Source organism: Actinosynnema mirum DSM 43827, from assembly GCF_000023245.1.
In the GTDB taxonomy this organism is placed as follows: Bacteria; Actinomycetota; Actinomycetes; order Mycobacteriales; family Pseudonocardiaceae; genus Actinosynnema; species Actinosynnema mirum.
This window is the reverse complement of the sequence record NC_013093.1, coordinates 6,752,555-6,773,162: the sequence shown is the minus strand read 5'-3', so window position 1 is coordinate 6,773,162 and position 20,608 is coordinate 6,752,555. Positions and strand designations below refer to the sequence as shown.

17 protein-coding genes are annotated in these 20,608 nt (G+C 73.9%); 9 read left to right on the top strand and 8 right to left on the bottom strand.

From position 1 onward, the window contains the following. Nucleotides 1–221: 221 nt before the first annotated feature. Nucleotides 222–1,094, bottom strand: a complete 873-nt coding sequence (locus AMIR_RS28465) for a hypothetical protein (RefSeq protein ID WP_015804443.1) — start codon at nt 1,092–1,094, stop codon at nt 222–224. Nucleotides 1,095–1,335: 241 nt separating this feature from the next. Here AMIR_RS28465 and dnaE point away from each other — a divergent pair, with 241 nt between their 5' ends. Together dnaE and AMIR_RS28455 are read left to right on the top strand one after the other, a co-directional pair. After that, nucleotides 1,336–4,866: a DNA polymerase III subunit alpha gene (gene dnaE / locus AMIR_RS28460; protein WP_015804442.1), complete on the top strand. Its 3,531-nt coding sequence runs from the start codon at nt 1,336–1,338 to the stop codon at nt 4,864–4,866. Between the two features lie 748 nt (nt 4,867–5,614). Next, nucleotides 5,615–6,898 (top strand): adenosylmethionine--8-amino-7-oxononanoate transaminase, encoded by a 1,284-nt coding sequence (locus AMIR_RS28455; RefSeq protein WP_015804441.1) that lies wholly within the window; start codon nt 5,615–5,617, stop codon nt 6,896–6,898. On the opposite strand, the gene AMIR_RS28450 is transcribed toward AMIR_RS28455, so the two are convergent. Together AMIR_RS28450 and AMIR_RS28445 are read right to left on the bottom strand one after the other, a co-directional pair. Continuing rightward, nucleotides 6,878–7,522 (bottom strand): hypothetical protein, encoded by a 645-nt coding sequence (locus AMIR_RS28450; protein ID WP_015804440.1) that lies wholly within the window; start codon nt 7,520–7,522, stop codon nt 6,878–6,880. The two genes, AMIR_RS28455 and AMIR_RS28450, sit on opposite strands and share 21 nt — an antisense overlap. Before the next feature lie 5 nt (nt 7,523–7,527). Further along, on the bottom strand, nt 7,528–7,773 hold the full coding sequence (locus AMIR_RS28445; protein ID WP_015804439.1) for a glutaredoxin family protein: 246 nt from the start codon (nt 7,771–7,773) through the stop codon (nt 7,528–7,530). 60 nt (nt 7,774–7,833) lie between these two features. Here AMIR_RS28445 and bioD point away from each other — a divergent pair, with 60 nt between their 5' ends. The 4 genes from bioD to AMIR_RS42355 all read left to right on the top strand — a co-directional run bounded on the left by bioD (nt 7,834) and on the right by AMIR_RS42355 (nt 11,260). After that, a complete protein-coding gene (gene bioD / locus AMIR_RS28440) occupies nt 7,834–8,550 on the top strand; it encodes a dethiobiotin synthase (RefSeq protein WP_041837094.1) in 717 nt (238 codons plus the stop codon). Between the two features lie 83 nt (nt 8,551–8,633). Next, nucleotides 8,634–9,677 carry a biotin synthase BioB gene (gene bioB / locus AMIR_RS28435; protein ID WP_015804437.1) on the top strand — a complete coding sequence of 348 codons (1,044 nt, stop codon included), beginning with the start codon at nt 8,634–8,636 and terminating at the stop codon, nt 9,675–9,677. Next, nucleotides 9,674–9,871 (top strand): biotin synthase auxiliary protein BsaP, encoded by a 198-nt coding sequence (gene bsaP / locus AMIR_RS28430; protein WP_015804436.1) that lies wholly within the window; start codon nt 9,674–9,676, stop codon nt 9,869–9,871. The genes bioB and bsaP overlap by 4 nt, the downstream gene beginning before the upstream one ends. Nucleotides 9,872–9,964: 93 nt before the next feature. After that, nucleotides 9,965–11,260: a DUF2567 domain-containing protein gene (locus tag AMIR_RS42355; RefSeq protein WP_015804435.1), complete on the top strand. Its 1,296-nt coding sequence runs from the start codon at nt 9,965–9,967 to the stop codon at nt 11,258–11,260. Between the two features lie 6 nt (nt 11,261–11,266). On the opposite strand, the gene AMIR_RS28420 is transcribed toward AMIR_RS42355, so the two are convergent. The 4 genes from AMIR_RS28420 to AMIR_RS28405 form a co-directional block, all read right to left on the bottom strand. Continuing rightward, a complete protein-coding gene (locus tag AMIR_RS28420) occupies nt 11,267–12,022 on the bottom strand; it encodes a putative hydro-lyase (protein ID WP_015804434.1) in 756 nt (251 codons plus the stop codon). 88 nt (nt 12,023–12,110) lie between these two features. Further along, nucleotides 12,111–13,382: an MFS transporter gene (locus AMIR_RS28415; protein WP_015804433.1), complete on the bottom strand. Its 1,272-nt coding sequence runs from the start codon at nt 13,380–13,382 to the stop codon at nt 12,111–12,113. A gap of 1,420 nt (nt 13,383–14,802) precedes the next feature. Further along, nucleotides 14,803–15,483 carry an LON peptidase substrate-binding domain-containing protein gene (locus AMIR_RS28410; protein WP_015804432.1) on the bottom strand — a complete coding sequence of 227 codons (681 nt, stop codon included), beginning with the start codon at nt 15,481–15,483 and terminating at the stop codon, nt 14,803–14,805. Further along, on the bottom strand, nt 15,480–16,169 hold the full coding sequence (locus AMIR_RS28405; protein ID WP_015804431.1) for an NUDIX hydrolase: 690 nt from the start codon (nt 16,167–16,169) through the stop codon (nt 15,480–15,482). The genes AMIR_RS28410 and AMIR_RS28405 overlap by 4 nt, the downstream gene beginning before the upstream one ends. Nucleotides 16,170–16,242: 73 nt before the next feature. Between AMIR_RS28405 and nadA the strand changes: the two genes are divergently transcribed. The 3 genes from nadA to nadC all read left to right on the top strand — a co-directional run bounded on the left by nadA (nt 16,243) and on the right by nadC (nt 19,818). After that, nucleotides 16,243–17,262, top strand: a complete 1,020-nt coding sequence (gene nadA / locus AMIR_RS28400) for a quinolinate synthase NadA (RefSeq protein ID WP_015804430.1) — start codon at nt 16,243–16,245, stop codon at nt 17,260–17,262. Continuing rightward, a complete protein-coding gene (locus AMIR_RS28395) occupies nt 17,259–18,875 on the top strand; it encodes an L-aspartate oxidase (protein ID WP_015804429.1) in 1,617 nt (538 codons plus the stop codon). Before nadA ends, AMIR_RS28395 begins: the two co-directional genes overlap by 4 nt. Nucleotides 18,876–18,954: 79 nt before the next feature. Then, a complete protein-coding gene (nadC, locus tag AMIR_RS28390; protein ID WP_015804428.1) occupies nt 18,955–19,818 on the top strand; it encodes a carboxylating nicotinate-nucleotide diphosphorylase in 864 nt (287 codons plus the stop codon). A gap of 204 nt (nt 19,819–20,022) precedes the next feature. Here nadC and AMIR_RS28385 read toward each other — a convergent pair whose 3' ends face one another. Then, entirely contained in the window at nt 20,023–20,460 is a 438-nt protein-coding gene (locus AMIR_RS28385; protein WP_015804427.1) for a PRC-barrel domain-containing protein, read from the bottom strand. Nucleotides 20,461–20,608 lie beyond the last annotated feature (148 nt).

The window sequence follows — 20,608 nt, the reverse complement described above, 5'->3', positions numbered from 1 at the left end:
CGGCCCTCGAATTTCGGGGGTCCGCCGTTCCGGCGCGCGCGAACGCCCCCGGTCGCCGGGCGCGGCGCGGGTGGGTGCGGGGAGAACCACCAGGTTGAACGGCTGGAGCGGGCCCGGAACGAGGTTATCGCCGGGGTCGCGAACCGATCGGGTGGAGTGGACCCGCCGACCGGGTGAGCGGGCTCACACTCCGGGGCGGGAGCGGCGGCGCGCGGGCCGGGTCAGTCCTCGACGGTCCAGACGAGCGTGTTCAGGTCGGCCTCGGGGCGCACGCTCCAGCGCACGGACGTGACCACCGTGCTCTCCGGCAGCACGTACACGGTGTGGCCGCCCGCCGTCTCGCCCGGCTGCACGCCGATCTTGTGCGGCGGCCGGGAGGACAGCGACACCGGGGCCTTCGCCACGCTCTCGCCGGTGCTGGTGGTCAGCACCAGGTACATGTCGGGCAGCGCGTTGAACGGCACGTTCCCGGTGTTCGCCAGCTCGGTGTGCACCACGACGGACCGCTCGCCGTCGGCCAGCTTGTAGCCCGCGGCGGTGAACAGGAAGTCGGCCGGGTCCACGACCTCGACCAGCTGGATCGTGAACCGGGCGCCCTCAAGGCCCTCGGTCTCCAGCACGCTGCCGATCTTGCCGGTGCGGGCCCTGGGCGCGGCCTGCTGCGGCTGGTCGCCGCGCGCCCACCCGGCCGTCTGCGGCAGGCCCCACGGGCTCGGCTCCTGCACCGGGAGCGGTCCCGACGGCGCGGGCTGCGCGGGGAACGGCTGGCTCGGCGGGCCGACCACCGGGTGACCGGGGTAGGAGCCGGACGGGGTGCCCTGGACCGAGCCGGGCAGCGGCAGCGGACCGGAGCCCGGCTGCTGCGCGTACTGGCCGGAGTGCACGCCCGGCTGCTGGGCCGGGCCCGCGTAACTGCCCCACGCCATGCTGTTGGTCAGCGCCTTGCGGATGCCGTTCGGGTCGCACTCCACGCCCACCAGCAGCGGCAGCCCGCTGCCGGACAGGGTGATCAACCGCATGGCCGCTTCCCTGGGGTCCATGCCCAGCCGCGCGGCCACCTCGTGCACGGCGGCGCGGCCCATCTCCGCGATCATGGCAAGGAGACGGACATCTACTGGATCAGGGGCGACCACACCCTCGAACGCTACCCGCCTGGCGGCGCGACCGCGTGAGTGGCCCGCCGCTGTGACCGGGGCGCGACCTGCGCCGGTGGCCCGGTGTGACGCTCGTGGGTTCGGCGCGGGCGAGCGGCCCGCCACCCGCTCGGCGTATAGAGTCGCTGAGGTCTCGCCCGCGCGTCGTCCGGGCCCGCTGCCGATCTTCATAGGGGGTTTGGTGTCCGACTCGTTCGCGCACCTCCACGTGCACACCGAGTACTCGATGCTCGACGGGGCGGCGAAGCTCAAGGACATGTTCGCCGAGTGCGAGCGGCTGGGCATGACGGCCGCGGCGATCACCGACCACGGCAACATGTACGGGGCCTACGACTTCTTCCGCCAGGCCACCGCCGCGGGCGTCAAGCCGGTCATCGGCATCGAGGCGTACATGGCGCCCGAGTCCCGGTTCAACAAGAAGCGCGTCACCTGGGGCGACCCCGGCCAGAAGGCCGACGACGTGTCCGCCAGCGGCGCCTACACGCACCAGACGATCTGGGCGCGCACCGTCGACGGCCTGCACAACCTGATGAAGTGCTCCAGCCGCGCCTCCACCGAGGGCCAGCTGGGCAAGTGGCCGCGCATGGACGCCGAGCTGCTCGCCGAGCACTCCAAGGGCCTCATGGCCACCACCGGCTGCCCCTCCGGCGAGGTGCAGACCCGGCTGCGCCTGGGCCACGAGAAGGAGGCGATCGAGGCCGCGGGCAAGTGGCGCGAGATCTACGGCGCCGACAACTTCTTCGTCGAGCTGATGGACCACGGCATCGAGCTGGAGCGGCGGGTCCGCGACGGGCTGGTCGACATCGCCCGCAAGCTCGACATCCCGTTCGTGGTCACCAACGACTCGCACTACACGTACGCCGAGGACCGCGAGGCGCACGAGGCGCTGCTGTGCGTGCAGACCGGCAAGACCCTGCAGGACCCGAGCCGGTTCAAGTTCGACGGCACCGGCTACTACCTGAAGTCCCCGCAGGAGATGTACGCGATCGACTCCTCGGACGCGTGGCAGGAGGGCTGCCGCAACACGCTGCTGGTGGCCGAGAAGGTCGACACGACCGACATGTTCGCCTTCCAGAACCTGATGCCGCGCTACCCCGTCCCGGAGGGCATGACCGAGGCGGACTACTTCCGCGAGCAGGTGTGGGAGGGGATGCGCCGCAGGTTCCCCGAGGGCGTCGACGAGGTCCACACCAAGCAGGTGGAGTTCGAGATCGGCGTCATCCTGCAGATGGGCTTCCCCTCGTACTTCCTGGTCGTCGCGGACTTCATCAACTGGGCCAAGGAGAACGGCATCCGGGTCGGCCCCGGCCGCGGCTCCGCCGCGGGCGCGCTCATCGCGTACGCCATGGGCATCACCGACCTGGACCCGCTGGCGCACGGCCTGATCTTCGAGCGGTTCCTGAACCCGGACCGCGTCAGCCCGCCCGACATCGACATCGACTTCGACGAGCGCAGGCGCGGCGACGTCATCCGGTACGTGACCGACAAGTGGGGCGACGACAAGGTCGCCCAGGTCATCACCTTCGGCACCATCAAGGCGAAGGCGGCCATCAAGGACTCCGCGCGCGTGCTCTACGGCCAGCCCGGCTACGCCGTCGCCGACCGGATCTCCAAGGCCATGCCGCCCGCCGTGATGGGCAAGGACATCCCGCTGTCGGGCATCTTCGACCCGCAGCACAAGCGGTACGCCGAGGCGTCCGAGGTGCGCGGCCTGTACGACACGGACCCGCAGGTCAAGGAGATCATCGACACCGGGCGCGGCCTGGAGGGCCTGATCCGCAACGCGGGCGTGCACGCCTGCGCGGTCATCATGTCCGCCGAACCGCTGATGGACCACATCCCGGTGTGGAAGCGCCCGCAGGACGGCTCGATCATCACGCAGTTCGACTACCCGACCTGCGAGACGCTCGGCCTGTTGAAGATGGACTTCCTGGGCCTGTCGAACCTCACCACGATCGACGACGCGCTCAAGAACATGGCGATCAACGGCAAGGAGCCGGTCGACCTCGACAAGCTGGAGCTGACCGACAAGAAGACCTACCAGCTCCTGTCGAAGGGCGACACCCTGGGCGTGTTCCAGCTGGACGGCGGGCCCATGCGGGACCTGCTGCGGCTGATGCGCCCCGACAACTTCGAGGACATCTCGGCCGTGGGCGCGCTCTACCGCCCCGGCCCCATGGGCGCGAACTCGCACACGAACTACGCGCTGCGCAAGAACAAGCTCCAGGAGATCACGCCGATCCACCCGTCGCTGGCGGAGGCGCTGGAGGACATCCTCGGCACGACCTACGGCCTGATCGTGTACCAGGAGCAGGTCATGGCGATCGCGCAGAAGCTGGCGGGCTACACGCTCGGCCAGGCGGACCTGCTGCGCCGCGCGATGGGCAAGAAGAAGAAGGAGATCCTGGACAAGGAGTTCGCGGGCTTCGAGGCGGGGATGCTGGCCAACGGCTTCCCGGCCGACGCGATCAAGACCCTGTGGGAGATCCTCGTCCCGTTCGCCGACTACGCCTTCAACAAGGCGCACTCGGCCGCGTACGGCCTGGTCTCGTACTGGACCGCGTACCTGAAGGCGAACTACCCGGCCGAGTTCATGGCCGCGCTGCTCACCACGAACTCCGACAACAAGGACAAGTCGGCCATCTACCTGGCCGAGTGCCGCCGGATGGGCATCACGGTGCTCCCGCCGGACGTCAACGAGTCCGAGCGCGAGTTCGTCGCGGTCGGCGAGGACGTCCGGTTCGGCCTGGGCGCGATCCGCAACGTCGGCGCGAACGTCGTCGACGCGATCATCAAGGCGCGCAAGGAGAAGGGCCGCTTCACCGACTTCTCCGACTTCCTGCGCAAGGTCGACGCCACGGTCTGCAACAAGAAGGTCGTGGAATCGCTGATCAAGGCGGGCGCCTTCGACTCGCTGAACCACCCCCGCAAGGGCCTGCACATGGTGCACGTCGAGGCGGTGGACGCGATCATGCTGACCAAGAAGGAGGAGGCGCGCGGCCAGTTCGACCTGTTCGGCGACGGCGGGGACGACGGCAACGGCAGCGTCTTCGACGTGCGCATCCCCGAGGAGCACTGGGAGTCCAAGCACCAGCTGACCCTGGAGCGGGAGATGCTGGGCCTGTACGTGTCCGGGCACCCGCTCAACGGGGTCGAGCAGGTGCTGGACTCCTACTCGGACGCCTCCATCGCGCGCATCCTGGAGGGCGACGTCGCGGACGGCACGCAGGTCACGCTCGGCGGCATCCTCGCGTCGGTGACCAGGCGGGTCAACAAGAACGGCGAGCCGTGGGCGTCGGCGATGCTGGAGGACCTCGCCGGTGGCATCGAGGTGCTGTTCTTCCCCAAGAGCTACGTGGTGCACGGCATGTCCGTGGCCGAGGACGCGATCGTGCTGGTGAAGGCGCGCGTCGCGAAGCGGGACGACCGGATCTCGCTGATCGCCAACGACCTGGTGGTGCCGGACCTGGCGGAGCTGGGCAACCAGGCGCTGCGGCTCAAGCTGAACGCGTCGCGCTGCGACCCGAAGCTGGTGACCTCGCTGAAGGAAGTGTTGTCGGCGCATCCGGGGACGACCGAGGTGCACCTCAACCTCGTGATCAACAGCAGTCGGCAGACGCTGCTGAAGCTGGACGACGCGCTTCGGGTCAACCCGACCCCGTCGCTCAAGGGCGACCTGAAGGCGCTCCTCGGTCCGGGCTGCCTGGGCTGACGGCGAGCGCGCCCGGCGGGGGACTGCCGGGCGCGCCCGCTCCCCCGGCGGGGGACCGCAGGGATGCCCGCCCCCTGGGGAGACTGCCAACTGTTGGCGGTTATCGGTTGACGGCACGCCGCTGACCAGGCGCAATCCGCGACGAGTAAAAGATTTTCCGCTAAAACGGGTGAAGTTCAGAAGCGCCCGGCACGCACAAAAGGCTCCACGCAAGACGAGTAGTCAACACGACGCGCTCGCCCGCCGCAGGGCCACCGCACTCGCAACCCGAACACATTCGCAAGCCCACCGCACTCGCAGGGCCACCGCACTCGCAAGCCCACCGCACTCGCAAGCCGAACGCATTCGCGGGCTGCGGGGCGAGCGCAGCGAGCCCGCAGCACCCTGATCCCGCGTCCCTCGTCTCCGTTTGGCCTGGCGAAGCCCAAGCGCGCTCGTCAAGATGCCGCCGCACCGCCACGGCAGACCGCCCGAGCCGTACGGCGTCTTGACGAGTGTGCTTGCCTGAAAGGAGGCCAAGCGGAGACGAGGGACCCCAACCACCGCAGTAGTTCGCAGTAAACGCGACCACCAGCCCAAGCCGCAGCCAGCCGCAGCCGTGTCCCTCTCGTTTTTGGAGGTCTGCCCCGCCGGCGAGGCGCGCCCTCCACCCCGCGCCCTCCACCCCTCACCCTCCACCCCTCACCTTCCACCCCTCACCCCTCACCCCTCACCCCTCACCCCTCACCCTCCACTACCCTCACCCGCCGTGGACCGAGCTGATCTCCTCCGCCTGGACCGGCAGCACGTCTGGCACCCCTACGCCCCCATGCCCGGTGCCGCCGACCCGCTCGTCATCGCCTCCGCCGAGGGCGTCCGCCTCCGCCTGGACGACGGGCGCGAGCTGGTCGACGGCATGTCCTCCTGGTGGGCCGCGATCCACGGCTACCGGCACCCGGTCCTGGACGCCGCCGTGCGCGAGCAGCTCGGTCGGATGAGCCACGTCATGTTCGGCGGCCTCACCCACGAGGCCGCCGTCGCCCTGTGCGCGCGGCTGGTCGAGATCACGCCCGTCGGGCTGGAGCACGTCTTCCTCGCCGACTCCGGGTCGGTCGCCGTCGAGGTGGCGGTCAAGATGTGCCTCCAGCACTGGCGCTCCCGAGGCCGCCCGGAGAAGCGGCGGCTGCTCACCTGGCGCGGCGGGTACCACGGTGACACCTTCCAGCCCATGTCCGTCTGCGACCCGGACGGCGGGATGCACGCGCTGTGGCGCGGGGTGCTGCCCGAGCAGGTGTTCGCCTCCGCGCCGCCCGCCGCCATGGACACCGCGTACGTCGCCGAGCTCGCCGACCTCGTCGAGCAGCACGCCGACGAGCTGGCGGCGGTCATCGTGGAGCCCGTCGTGCAGGGCGCGGGCGGCATGAGGTTCCACGACCCCCGCTACCTGCACGTGCTGCGCGAGCTGACCCTCGCGCACGACGTGCTCCTGGTGTTCGACGAGATCGCCACCGGGTTCGGCCGCACCGGCGAGCTGTTCGCCGCCGACCACGCGGGCGTCAGCCCGGACGTGCTGTGCGTCGGCAAGGCCCTGACCGGCGGCTACCTCTCCCAGGCCGCCACCCTGTGCACCCCGCGCGTGGCCGAGGGCATCGCGCGCGGCGACGCCCCGGTGCTCGCGCACGGCCCCACGTTCATGGGCAACCCGCTCGCCTCCGCCGTCGCCCTCGCCTCGGTCGACCTGCTGCTCTCGCGGGACTGGCGCGGCGAGGTGGCCCGGATCGAGTCCGGCCTGCGGGCGGGGCTGGCGGGCGCGCCGGGGGAGGTCCGGGTGCTCGGCGCGATCGGCGTGGTGCAGCTGGACCACGAGGTGGACGTGGCCGCCGCCACGGCCGCCGCCGTCGAGCGAGGGGTGTGGCTGCGGCCGTTCCGCGACCTCGTCTACACCATGCCGCCGTTCGTGTGCACCGACCGGGACGTCGCGGAGATCGCCTCCGCCGTCGTCGCCGCGGCCGAGGCGTCCTCAGCGGCGCACTCACTGGCGCAGCAGCGTTGACCCCCACACCAGCAGCAGCAGCGAGTACCCGATCAGCAGCCACGCGGGCAGCCGGTTCCCGCCGTCGCCCGCGCCGAACGCCCTGGCCCTGGCCGAGAACCGGGCCGTGACCGCCGCGACCAGCGCGACCACGCCCAGCGCCAGCGGGGCCAGCAGCACGCCCCACGCGCCCGCGAACACCCCGCCGAAGTAGTCCACCGGCAGCGGCACGTCGGACCACTCGCTGACCGGCGCCATCAGCACCGCCACGGACCCCGACACCCAGGTGGCCCGCCGCCACGCCCGCGCCCGCCCCGGATCGTCCGACAGCCCCACCAGCAGCGCGATCCCGCCGACGCCGAACGCGGCGCCCCCGAACAGCCAGCCCACCACCGTGGACACCACCGGGACGGGGGCCACGACCTCACCCACCAGCGGGACCACGTGCGACCACAGCGCGTAGTGGCCCAGCACCGCCAGCGGGATCGCGCCCAGGACCAGCCACACCTGCTTGCCGGTGCTCAGCCGCTCGAACCACGACCGCTCCCGCACCACCGGCCCGGCGCTCCGGCGCGCGAGCAGCGCCTCGTCGCGGGCGCGCTGCCCCTGCCGCTGCCGCCGCCTGCGGCGCGCCCCCTTCCCCACCGGCGTCAGCCCTCGACCGCTATGGCCGAGGCCAACTGGGTGTTCGTGGGCTCCACCAGCACGGTCCCGTCCGCGAGCACGACCACCGGGATGTTCTTGCGCCCGCCCGCGATCCCCACGGCCCGCTCGCGCGCCACCTCGTCGTGCTCGACGTCCACCTCGGTGAACGGCACCCCGTTCTCCCTGAACCACGCCTTGGCCCGGCGGCAGTCCCCGCACCAGTCGGCGCTGTAAACCACGATTTCACCCATGCCGGTGACTGTAGAGCGCCACTCACGGCAACGCTGCGTGTCGTCGTAGTGTGGTGGGCCGTGAGCGTCCTCGTGATCACCGGCACGGGCACCGACGTCGGCAAGACCGTGGTCGTGGCCGCGCTGGCGGCGATCGCGGCAGCCGAAGGCCGCCGGGTGGCCGTCCTCAAGCCGGTGCAGACCGGTGTCCTCCCCGGCGAGCCGGGGGACCTGGCGGAGGTCCAGCGGATGGCGGGCCCCGTCACCACCCGTGAGCTGCGCCGCTATCCCGACCCGCTGTCCCCGGCCGCCGCGGCCCGACGCTCGGGGCTGCCCACCGCGCACCCGGCCGAGATCGCGGGCGCGGCCACCGAGCTGGACGACACCCACGACCTGGTCCTCCTGGAGGGCGCGGGCGGCCTGCTCGTGCCGCTCGACGACCGGGGGGCCACCCTCGCCGACGCGGCCTGGGCGCTGCACGCCCCCGTGCTCGTCGTCGCCCACGCCGCGCTCGGCACCCTCAACACCACCGCGCTCACCGCCGAGGTGCTGGTGCGGCGCGGCCTGGAGTCGATCGGCGTGGTCATCGGCCGCTGGCCCGAGCACCCGGACCTGGCCGCCCGCAGCAACCTCACCGACCTGCCCGAGGTCGCGGGCGCGCCGCTGCTGGGCGTGCTGCCGGACGGGGCGGGCGCGCTGAGCGGGTCGGAGTTCCTGGAGGTCGCGCGCGCCGGGCTGTCCCCGTGGTTCGGCGGCACGTTCGACCCGGACAAGTTCTCCGCGCCGCACACCTGCTGACACGCCCGTCGCGCTCTGTCACCGGACGGCCCCGCTCGGGCACACTCGGTCGTCGACGGCACCGTCGACCGTGAGGAGAAGTCGTGTCCGCAGCACCCGAGCAGACCGCGCCCGGCGGGACCGAGCAGCCGGGCGACGTGCTCGCCGAGGCCGGGGAGCGCGTGCTGGAAGGCGGCGTCGGGCTCACCGAGGAGCAGGTCCGGCGGGTGCTCGCCCTGCCCGACGAGCGGATACCCGAACTCCTCGCGCTCGCGCACGAGGTGCGGGTGCGCTGGTGCGGGCCCGAGGTCGAGGTGGAGGGCATCGTGTCCCTCAAGACCGGCGGCTGCCCCGAGGACTGCCACTTCTGCTCCCAGTCCGGCCGGTTCCCCTCGCCGGTGCGCTCGGCCTGGCTGGACGTGCCGGGGTTGGTCCGCGCGGCCAGGCAGACCGCCGACACCGGGGCCACCGAGTTCTGCGTCGTCGCGGCCGTGCGCGGGCCGGACGCGCGGCTGCTGGCGCAGGTCCGCGCCGGCATCGAGGCCATCCGCGCCGACGGCAACCCGATCCAGATCGCCTGCTCGCTCGGGATGCTCACCCAGGAGCAGGTCGACGAGCTGGTCGCCATGGGCGTGCACCGCTACAACCACAACCTGGAGACCGCCCGCTCGCACTTCCCGAACGTGGTCACCACGCACTCGTGGGAGGAGCGGTGGGACACGCTGCGCATGGTCCGCGCGGCGGGCATGGAGGTGTGCTGCGGCGGGATCATCGGCATGGGGGAGAGCCAGGCGCAGCGGGCCGAGTTCGCCGCCCAGCTCGCCGCCCTCGAACCCGACGAGGTGCCGCTCAACTTCCTCATCCCCAACCCCGGCACCCCGTACGAGGACTACCCGGTGGTGGAGGGGGCGGAGGCGCTGCGGGTGGTCGGGGCGTTCCGGCTGGCGCTGCCGCGCACGATCCTGCGGTTCGCGGGCGGGCGGGAGCTGACGTTCGGCGACCTCGGGGCCAAGCGGGGGATGCTCGGCGGGATCAACGCGATCATCGTCGGGAACTACCTGACCAACCTCGGGCGGCCCGCCTGGGAGGACCTGGACATGCTGGAGGAGCTGGCCATGCCGATCAAGGAGTTGAACCGGACGCTGTGAGCGCGGGCGGGGTGTACTGCGGGTACTGCGGCCGGGCGCGGGACGAGGGCGACCACGGGGCGTGCGCGCGGCGGCTCGGGGTGGTCGACCCGCCCCGGTTCTGCGCGGCGTGCGCGCGGCGGATGGTCGTGCAGGTGACGCCCGGCGGGTGGACGGCCTCGTGCGGCAGGCACGGCGAGTCGCGGTCGGCCTGACCGGCGGCGACGGCGGACGCCCCGCGACCGTCGGGGGGTCGCGGGGCGCGCGGTAACCTCGCTGCCGACGGTGGTCGCGCAGGGAGGTCTCGGGTGGCTGAGCAACCGGTTGACGGGCATGACGAGTCGGACGGCTCGACGACCGCCGCCCAGGCCAAGCTCGCCGAGGCCGGGTGGCCCCGGCGCGGCGAGGGGGCCGACCGGGACGAGGCGACCACGAGGATCAACAAGGCCGCGCTGGGCGGGGCGGACGAGAAGACCGCCGTGCTCCCGAAGCCGGTCGTGGCCAAGCCAGGGACGGGTGGAGGCGAGTCCGCGAACGGCGCGGGCGCGTCGGCCAAGCCCGCGAAGGGCGAGGCTGCGAAGGGCGAGGCTGTGCCGGTCAAGCCCACCAAGGGCGAGGTCGCGGACGCCAAGCCCGCGAAGGTCGAGCCCGCGAAGGGTGAGACCGCCGAGAGCGAGTCCGCTCCGGACGAGTCGGCCAAGGCTGCGCCTGCCGAGGCCGAGTCCACCCAGGCTGCGGCGGCCGAGGTCGCACCCGCCGCCGCCAAGCCCGTTGACGAGAAGCCCGCCGCCCCCAAGCCCACCGCCCCCAAGCCCGCCGACGCCGTGAAGCCCCCGGCGTCGAAGGCCGACGAGAGCACCCAGGCCGCACTCGCGCCCGTCGACGAGCCCGAGCCCACGCCCGAGGCCGTCCTCGTGGCCGCGCACGTCGCCGTCCCCGCCGCCGCCCCCGCCGCCGTGGTCGACGTCGAGCCGCCGACCGAGCGGGTCGCCCGGCCCGACGGCCTCGACGGGTACGACCGGCAGCCGCCCGCCGAGTTCTGGGCGGACACCTCCGGCGCCCCGACCTACCCGCCGTACGCCTTCCACCGCGACCGCCCCAAGGTGGTGGTGCAGCGGGACATTCCGGCCGCGATCAAGGTGTTCTCCACGACCTCCCTCCTCGGCCTGCCGATCGGCCTGCTGTGGGCGTGGCTCGCGCCCGCCCAGAACGTCGTGGTGCAGTCGGGCGGGTTCGTGCCGGTGCCCGGCGAGAGCTACCACCGGCTCGACTCGCTGATGGTGTTCGTGCTGCTCGGGCTGGCCGCCGGGGTGCTCACCGGCACCGGGTCGTGGATGATGCGCGAGCTGCGCGGCCCCGTGGTCATGCTGGCCGCGACGGTCGGGTCGGTGCTGGCCGCGTTCCTGGCGTTCCGGGTCAGCGCGCCGTTCTCGACCTGGCGCCACGAGCTGGCGTCCGCGCCCGTGGTCGGCGAGGTGATCCGGTTGGCGCCCTCCCTGGACAGCGCGTGGGGCATCGTGGCCTGGCCGCTCGGCACCGCGCTCGCGTACGGCTGCCTCGCGGCCTGGAACGGCATGGACGACCTGGGGCGCAGGCTCGCCTGAGCCGCCTCAGAGCGCGTAGGCGTGGTCCGGCACGTCCGTCACGAGCATGTGCCCCGGCGCGTGCGTGATCGCGAACGGCGGCCGGGACGCCACCAGCGCGGCCTGCGGCGTCACCCCGCACGCCCAGAACACCGGCACGTCACCGGGTTCGGCCACGACCGGGTCGCCGAAGTCCGGGCTGTCCAGGTCCCCGATCCCGAGCGCGGCCGGGTCGCCGACGTGCACCGGGGCGCCGTGCACGGCGGGCATCCGCGCGGTCACCTCCCGCGCCAGGCCCACCAGTCCCGCCGGGACCTGCCGCATCGACACCACCAGCGGCCCGCCCAACCGGCCCGCGTCGCGGCAGCGCCGGTCGGTGGTGAACATGGCGACGTTGCGGCCCTGCTCGACGTGCCGCAGCGGCACGCCCGCCCGCCTGAGCGCTGTCTCGAACGTGAAGCTGCACCCGATCAGGAACGACACCAGGTCGTCCCGCCACCACCGCAGCACGTCGGTCGGCTCCGCCACCGGCTCGCCGTCGCGCCACACCCGGTAGCGCGGCAGGTCGGTGCGCAGGTCCGCGTCCGGGGCCAGCACCGTGCGGTGGTCGCCGGGGTCGGTCACGTCCAGCACCGGGCACGGCTTCGGGTTGCGCTGGGCGAACAGCAGCACGTCGTAGGCCCAGTCGCGCGGCACGGCGACCAGGTTGGCCTGGGCGTACCCGTCGGCCAGCCCGGCGGTGCTGCCCGTCGCGGTGGCCCGCACCTGGGCAGGTGTGCTCATGGCAGGAAGGACCAAACGCTCTGAGCTGCAACGCGGGGTCGAGGTGCGGCGGTTCGTGGTCTCGCACCGCTGCGCAGCGCGGGCGTGCTCACCCCAGCTCCCGGCCGAGCGTCTCCGGCAGGCCCAGCAGCGCCAGCACCGCGATGCCGTAGGCCGCCGCCCCGAACGCCATCGCGCCGCCCACGCCCGCGCTCTCGGCCGCGAACCCGACCGCCGCCGGGAACAGCGCGCCCACGGCCCGCCCGGAGTTGTAGGTGAAGCCCTGGCCGGTGCCGCGCAGGTGCGCCGGGTACAGCTCCGACAGGAACGAGCCGAACCCGCTGAAGATCGCCGACATGCAGAAGCCCAGCGGGAAGCCCAGGAACAGGATCGTGGTGTTCGCGCCCTCCGGGATGCGGGTGTAGAGCAGGATCAGCGCCGCCGACAGCACCGAGAACAGCGCGAACGTGCGCTTGCGGCCCAGCTTGTCGGTCAGGTGCCCGCCGCACACGTAGCCGGTGAACGCGCCGGAGATCAGGAACGCCAGGTAGCCGCCGGTGCCGATGACGGTCAGGCCGCGCTCGGACTTCAGGTACGTCGGCAGCCAGGTCGCGAGCGTGTAGTAGCCGCCCTGCACGCCCGTGGCCAGCAGGGACGCGAACAGGGTGGTGCGGGCCAGCGGGCCGGTGAAGATCGCGCCGAACGAGCCGCGCTCGGCGCTGGCGGTGCGGCGGGCGGTGGCCTCGGGGGCGTCCTGGACGCGGCGGCGGACGTAGATGATCAGCAGGGCGGGCAGCGCGCCGGTGAAGAACAGCACCCGCCAGGCCAGGTCGGGGTGCACCAGCTCGAACACCAGCGCGTAGACCAGCACCGACAGCGCCCAGCCGACCGCCCACGAGCTCTGGATGAACGCGACGGTGCGACCCCGGTAGCGGGGTTGGCAGTACTCGGCGACCAGGATCGCGCCGACCGCCCACTCGCCGCCGAAGCCCAGGCCCTGCAGGGCGCGGAACACCAGGAGCATCTCGTAGCTGGTGGCGAACCCGCACAGGACGGTGAACACGGCGTAGGTGACGACGGTGATCATCAGGGCGCGGGTGCGGCCGAGGCGGTCGGCGAGCACGCCCGCGATGGCGCCGCCGAGCGCGCTCACCACGAGGGTGACCGTGGTGAGCAGGCCCGCCTCGCCCTTGGTGATGCCGAAGTAGGCGGTGATGGCGACCAGGCCCAGCGGCAGGACCTGGAAGTCGTAGGAGTCGAGGCCGTAGCCGCCGAACGCGCCGACGAAGGCGCGCCTTCCGCGCTGCCCGAGGGTGCGGTACCAGGCGAACCGGCCGTTCTCGTCGCTGGACGTGGCGCTGTCCGGTGCGGTGGCGCTCATTCTCACCTCGCGGGGGGAGGGGTGTGCCGTGCGCCACACGGTAGGGGATTGTTGAACAATCCCACCAGGGTGCTTCGACGGGGAAGGGGAATTCGGGGTGGGGTGGATTCGGGGCGACCGTGCTTGGCCGGGCGGGTGGAGACCGCGGGGGACGGGACTGGCGGACGTGCCGAGCTGCTCGCGGTGCTGGAGCGCCAGGACCCCGCCGGTACTGGGCGCGCAGGGACGCGCTCGCCCTGATCGGCGACCTGCCCGAGGCCGCGCCCGTCCTGGTCGCCGCGCTCGGCCGGGAACCGGAGCACGCGGACGACGCCTCGCACTTCGAGCGGGGCAGCGCGGCGGCGTTCGCCGAACTCGCCGCGGCCCGCTGCCTGCGCGTCCCGCGCCCCGACCTCGTGCCGCCGCTGCTGGAGGCCGCGCGCGGTCCGACCCCGCACCGCTCCGCGCTCGCGGTGGTCCTCGGCCGCTGGCGGGTGGTCGAGGCCGTGCCGCTGCCGGTCGAGTGGGTCGTCGGCGGGGACGAGGTCGGCGTGCCGCGGTCGGCCGAGGCGCTGAGCGCGCCGGCGCGCGACCGGGACCTCGGCGCGGTCGTGCCGGACGTGGTCGTGCCCGCGCTGCTCGTCGCGCTCGGGAAGGCGGCGGGTCCGTCCGCGTCCGACCGGCGCCACGCCGTCCTGAACGCCTTGCGGCGCACCGGGGACGCCCGTGGCGAGGCCGCCGCGCTCGCCTGCCTGGACGACCCGGCGTCGGAGGCGCGGACCGCCGCCGCGTGGCTGCTCGCCGAGGTCGGTGGCGTGGAATCGTTGCCGCGCCTGGGAGAGCTCGCCTCGGGGGAGCGCGCGCGGGCCGCGCTCACCGGGCTGGTCCGGTTGGCGGGCAGCGCTTCCGGGCCTGCGCTGCGCGAGGCGCCGGCGCGCGGCGACCGGCGGGCACGGGCGCTGGCGCTGCGGGCGCTGCAGCCGTGCGGGAGCCCGCGGGTTCCCGGTGACGCGCGGGCGGAAGCGCGGCTGCTGGCCGTGAACGGCGACCCGGACCTCGCGCGGGAGCGGCTCGTCGCGCTGCTCTCCCACGCCGACCCGGCGGTGCGGACCGCCGCCGTCACGGTGCCTGCGCTCGCGCGGCCTTTCCGAGCTCGCCCGGCCCGCACTGGCCCGGCCCGCGCGCGCCGACCCCCACCCGCGCGTCCGCACCGCGGCGCGGGGTGTCCTCGGCGTGCCGGAAACGCCTGCGGGGCAACGACCAGCGCGCCGCCGCACCGGGGTTGTCGGTGGGGCGGCGCACAATGCCGGGCGGGGTCGACGGGTCGTGCGCGCCGGTGCCTGCGGGTACCGGCGGTGATGGCGCTCGCCCTTGTGCCACAAGGAGTTCCGGAGCCGCGGGGGCGGGACCGGACAGCGTCGTGCCGGAGAGCCCGCGCCGGTCAGTTCCGGTTCGGCGGGTGGCCGAACTCCGACAGGGGCGCGGGCACCGCCCGCAGCGCCGCCAGCAGCCCGGCCTCGCGGTGCAGGACCTTGCGCACCAACCGGAGTCGCCGCGCCTCCACGGTCTCCTCCAGCAGCCGCTGCCGGTCCTCCATCGTCATCAGGCAGTCGCTGGCCAGCCGGTAGGCCAGGTCGTCGAACATCTCCGGCGAGTGCTCGGGGAACCACTCCCGCTCGAACCGCGCCGCCTCCCGGTACCGGGCGTGCGCGGCCTGGGCGCTCGCGGCCAGCAGCGGCAGCACGGACTCCAGCTCCGGCGGCGACGGGGTGTCCGGCAACCACTCCACCTTGCCCACCAGGTAGGGCGCCGCGTTCTCCTCCACCTCCAGCAGCCGGAACCTGCTGCCGCCCACCGTCGCCAGGTCGAACCTGCCGTCCGGGAAGCGGTGCGTGTCCTGGAGCACCGCCGAGCAGCCGACCGCCTGCAGCGCCTGCACGTTCTCCGCCCCGACCTCCCAGCCCTGCTTGATGGAGACGACCCCGAAGCTGCGGTCCGGCACGGCGCCGGTCACCAGGTCCACGGTCAACTGCCGGTAGCGCGGCTCGAAGATGTGCAGTGGCAGGGACGCCCCGGGCAGCAGCACGGTTCCGAGCGGGAACAACGGGAGCGTCGACGTCACGGTCCCACGCTACGACCTGAGGGTGGTCGCAGCACGGCGAACGGGTCGGTGACCCGCATTCCCCTTGACGCGAAACGGAAAAGCGCCGCGGGCCTGCCGCCGGCCGGTCCCGGCGGCGAGGTGGCCCCGGTCGGCTCCAGCAGTCCGCGCCGGGACAGCACCCGCTGCAGGTTCGTCGCGGCCACCGGGTAGCCCAGCGCCGCCGAGTACAGCTCGCGCAGCGCCGAGATGGTGAACTCCGGCGGGGCCAGCGCGAACCCGAGGTTGGTGTAGGACAGCTTGGAGGCGAGCCGCTGCCTGGCCCGCCGCACGATCGCCTCGTGGTCGAACGCCGTGGCCGGGAGCGCGTCCACCGGGTGCCAGCCGGTGTCGGACGGCACCGCCGGGTCCACGTCGCACGGCACCAGGCCGAGGAACGCGGTGGCGACCACCCGCTGCCCCGGCGTGCGCCCCGGCGCGCTGAACACCGCCAGCTGCTCCACGTGCGCGAGCTGCCGCGCGTCGACCTTCTCGGCGAGCTGCCGCCGGATCGAGTCCTCCACGTCCTCGGTGGGGCCGAGCTTCCCGCCGGGCAGCGACCAGCGCCCCGCCTGAGGCTCCCGACCCCGCTCCCACAGCATGACCTGGAGTGATCCGGCTCTCACCTGGAGGACGGCGGCCAGCACCTCATGTTCCGCGAGTCCCACCCGATGATACTATCGACCGTGTTTTCGTCCCCTGGGCGAAAACCTGGCGACGGGGCTCGGGGAAGGACCACTCATGGCTGCCACCGCTTATCTGGAGCGCGCTTCGGACGGCGCGTACGACGGGATCGCGCCCGACGCGGACTGGCGCGAGGAGGTGCTGCGGCTGGCCCGCGAGCGCGACGCGGTCATCCTGGCGCACAACTACCAGCTGCCCGAGATCCAGGACATCGCCCACCACACCGGCGACTCCCTGGCGCTCAGCCGCATCGCCGCCGCCAGCGAGGCGTCCACGATCATCTTCTGCGGCGTGCACTTCATGGCCGAGACCGCGAAGATCCTGGCCCCGCACAAGACGGTGCTGATCCCGGACGAGCGCGCGGGCTGCTCGCTGGCCGACTCCATCACCGCCGACCAGTTGCGCGAGTGGAAGTCGCAGCACCCCGGCGCGGTCGTGGTGTCCTACGTCAACACCACCGCCGACGTGAAGGCGGAGACCGACATCTGCTGCACCTCGTCCAATGCGGTGGACGTGGTCGCCTCGATCCCGGCCGACCGCGAGGTGCTGTTCCTGCCCGACCAGTTCCTCGGCGCGCACGTCAAGCGCGAGACCGGCCGCGAGAACCTGCACATCTGGGCCGGGGAGTGCCACGTCCACGCGGGCATCAACGGCCCGGAGCTGGCCGCGCGCGCCGCCGAGAACCCGGACGCCGACCTGTTCATCCACCCCGAGTGCGGCTGCGCCACCTCGGCGCTCTACCTCGCGGGCGAGGGCACCGTCCCGGCCGAGCAGGTCAAGATCCTGTCCACCGGCGACATGATCACCGCCGCGCGCGGGACCAGCGCCAAGTCCGTGCTGGTCGCCACCGAGGTCGGGATGCTGCACCAGCTGCGCAAGACCGCCCCGGAGATCGACTTCCGCCCGGTCAACGACCGCGCGTCCTGCACCTACATGAAGATGATCACCCCGACCGCGCTGCTGCGCTGCCTGCGCGAGAACCTCGACGAGGTGCACGTCGACGCGGAGACCGCCCGCCGCGCCCAGGGCGCCGTGCAGCGCATGATCGAGATCGGTCAGCCCGGCGGCGGCGAGTGAGCGCGGCGCGCTGGGAGGCCCGCGCCGACCTGGTCGTCGTGGGCACCGGCGTCGCGGGCCTCACCGCCGCGCTGCGGGCCCGTGAGCTGGGGCTTCGCGTCCTGGTCGTGACCAAGGCCGCGGGCGGCGACGGCAACACCCGGTGGGCGCAGGGCGGCGTGGCCGTCGTCCTGCCCGGCGAGCACGACGAGGGCGACACCGTCGACGCGCACGTCGCCGACACCCTCGTCGCGGGCGCGGGCCTGTGCGACGAGGCCGCGGTCGCCGCGATCGTCTCGGGCGGACCGGCGGCGGTCACCCGGCTGCGCGAGCGCGGCGCCGTGTTCGACCCCGCCCCCGGCGGCAAGCTCGCCCGCACCCGCGAGGGCGGGCACAGCGCGTTCCGCGTCGTCCACGCCGGCGGCGACGCCACCGGCGCCGAGGTGGAGCGGGCGCTGCTCGCCGCCGCCGGGGACGACCGGGTGCCGGTGCTGGAGGACCACGTCGCCGTCGACGCCGTGCGCACCCCGCTCGGCGCGGTGTGCGGGCTGCTCGTGCTGGACTCGGCGGGCGTGCCCGGCGTCGTCACGGCCCCCGCCGTGCTGCTCGCCTCCGGCGGCCTCGGCCAGCTCTACCAGGCCACCTCCAACCCGGAGGTCGCCACCGGCGACGGGCTGGCGCTGGCGATGCGCGCGGGCGCGCACGCCGCCGACGTCGAGTTCGTCCAGTTCCACCCGACCGTGCTCTACACCGGACGCGGCGCGCGCGGCCGGTGCCCGCTGGTCACCGAGGCCGTGCGCGGCGAGGGCGCGGTGCTGCTCGACGCGCTCGGGCAGCGCGTGATGCGCGGCGTGCACCCGCTGGAGGACCTGGCCCCGCGCGACGTGGTCGCCGCGGCCATCACCCGGCACGCGGCCACCGCGCCCGGCGGCGTCGACGACCACGTGTTCCTGGACGCGACCGGCATCGGGGACTTCGCCCGGCGCTTCCCGACCGTGCTGGCCGCGTGCCTTGCGGCCGGGATCGACCCGGCGAGCCGGCCCATCCCGGTCGCGCCCGCCGCGCACTTCGCGTGCGGGGGAGTGGTGGCCGACGTGGACGGGCGCACCGCCGTGACCGGCCTGTACGCGGCGGGCGAGGTGGCCAGGACCGGGCTGCACGGCGCGAACCGGCTGGCGTCCAACAGCCTCCTGGAGGGCCTGGTCGTGGGCACGCGGGCGGCCGACGCGGTCGCCGCCGACCTCGCGCTGGGCCTGCTCGCCAGGGCCAGCGGCCACGCCGAGCTGCCGACCGCACCCGTGGCGGACCGCGACTCGCTGCAGCGGGTGATGAGCCGCTACGCCGCGATCGGGCGGGACGCCGAGGGGCTGGCCGTGGTCGGCTCGGTGCTGGACCTGTCCACCACCGACCGGGTCCTGGACAGCCGCGAGCGGGTCGAGGACGCGGCGCTGACGCTGGCCGCGCGGGCGCTCATCGCGGCGGCGGCCGAGCGGACCGAGACGCGCGGGTGCCACGTGCGCACCGACCACGCCGGGCGGGACGACGCCCGGTGGTCGCGCAGCCAGGTGGTGCGGCTGACGCCGAGCGGGCAGCCGGTGCTGGCGGACCCGGCGCTGGCGCGGGACGCGGCGTGAGGGCCACGCTGGACGGGAGCGGCGCCCGCGCGGGCGTCGCGGGCGTGCGGGGCGGACCCGCACCGGCGAGGGGAGCGGCGTGAGCACCGGACTGGACCTGGACGACGCCCGCGCGGTCATCACGACCGCGCTCGCGGAGGACCTGCGCTACGGCCCCGACGCCACGACGGAGGCCACGGTGCCCGCCGACGCCGTCGCGGTCGCGGAGCTGACCCCGCGCAAGGCCGGGGTGCTCGCCGGGGTGCCGGTGGCGCTGGAGGTGTTCCGGGCGGTGCTCGGGGACGGCGTGGAGGTGCTGGCGCGGGCCGAGGACGGCGCGAAGGCGGTGCCCGGAGAGCCTGCGCTGGTGCTGCGCGGGCCCGTGCGCGGGCTGCTCACGGCCGAGCGGACCGCGCTCAACCTGCTGTGCCACCTGTCCGGCGTCGCCACCGCGACCGCCGCGTGGGTCGACGAGGTCGCGGGCACGAAGGCCGCCGTGCGGGACTCGCGCAAGACGCTGCCGGGGCTGCGGCTGCTGGAGAAGTACGCGGTGCGCTGCGGCGGCGGGGTGAACCACCGGCTCGGGCTCGGTGACGCGGTGCTGGTCAAGGACAACCACGTGCAGGCCGCGGGCTCGGTGCGGGCCGCGATCGCCGCCGTGCGAGCGCACGCGCCGGAGCTGCCGTGCGAGGTCGAGGTGGACTCGCTGGAGCAGTTCGACGAGGCGCTCGACGAGGGCGTCGGGCTGGTGCTGCTGGACAACTTCACCGTGGCCGACTGCGCCGAGGCCGTCCGCCGGGCGGCCAGGCACCGGGCGGCCGGGCGCGAGGTGCTGCTGGAGGCGTCCGGCGGGCTCACCCTGGACGTCGCCCGCGCCTACGCCGAGACCGGCGTGGACTACCTGGCGGTCGGCGGCCTGACCCACTCCTCGCCCGCGCTGGACCTGGGGATGGACCTGCGCTGAGCGGGGCGGGGGCGCGCTGACCGGGGCGGGCCCGTCCGGGACGGGCCTGCTCTGGCCGGGAAGGGCCTGCCCTGACGACCGGGAGGGGCCTGCGCTGGTCGGTGCGGGCCTGTCCGGACCGGGTGGGTTCGCGCCTGCCGTGCTCGCCGCGCCCGTCGTGCTCGTCCCGCCGTCCGGTGGCCCTCGCCACCGGACGGCGTCGGGCTACCGCGCGCCCCCCGGCTCGTCCTCGTCGGCCGTGGGCCAGCGCTCCGCCGCGATGCGGTCGCTGATCGCCCGGCCGCCGCTGAATCCGCTGCCGGTCAGCCGGTCGTGGTCACCGGTTCGCGGGGTGACGCCGTAGTAGCTGTACAGCTCGGTCTGCTGGGCGTCCGTCAGCACCTCGCCCTCGACCTCCAGGTGCGGCGAGTCGCGGACCCACTGCTTGGCGAACGGCACGACGATCGTCTGCTCGTCGATCGCGGCCTGCTGGATGGGCACGAACCGCTCCCGCAGCCCGAGCAGCCCGGTGTGCACCGACGCCCACACCAGCCGCCCGTCCTCGTCGTCCAGCCACACCCGCTTCACCGAGCCGATGCGCTTGCCGCGCTCGTCCAGCACCTCGCAGTCGTGGAGTCGGTCCACGTCGACCGGGTTGATCATCACGCAGCTCCCCTCGCGGGGCACCCCCGCCAGGTCCGAGCTACCCGCTGCCCGCGCCCCGCACCCGCCTGCGGCGGACGGTGCACCCGGAAGTGGCGGAGGATTCACACCGCTGTGCGTCATCACCACCCGGAAGTGGCGGTACGAC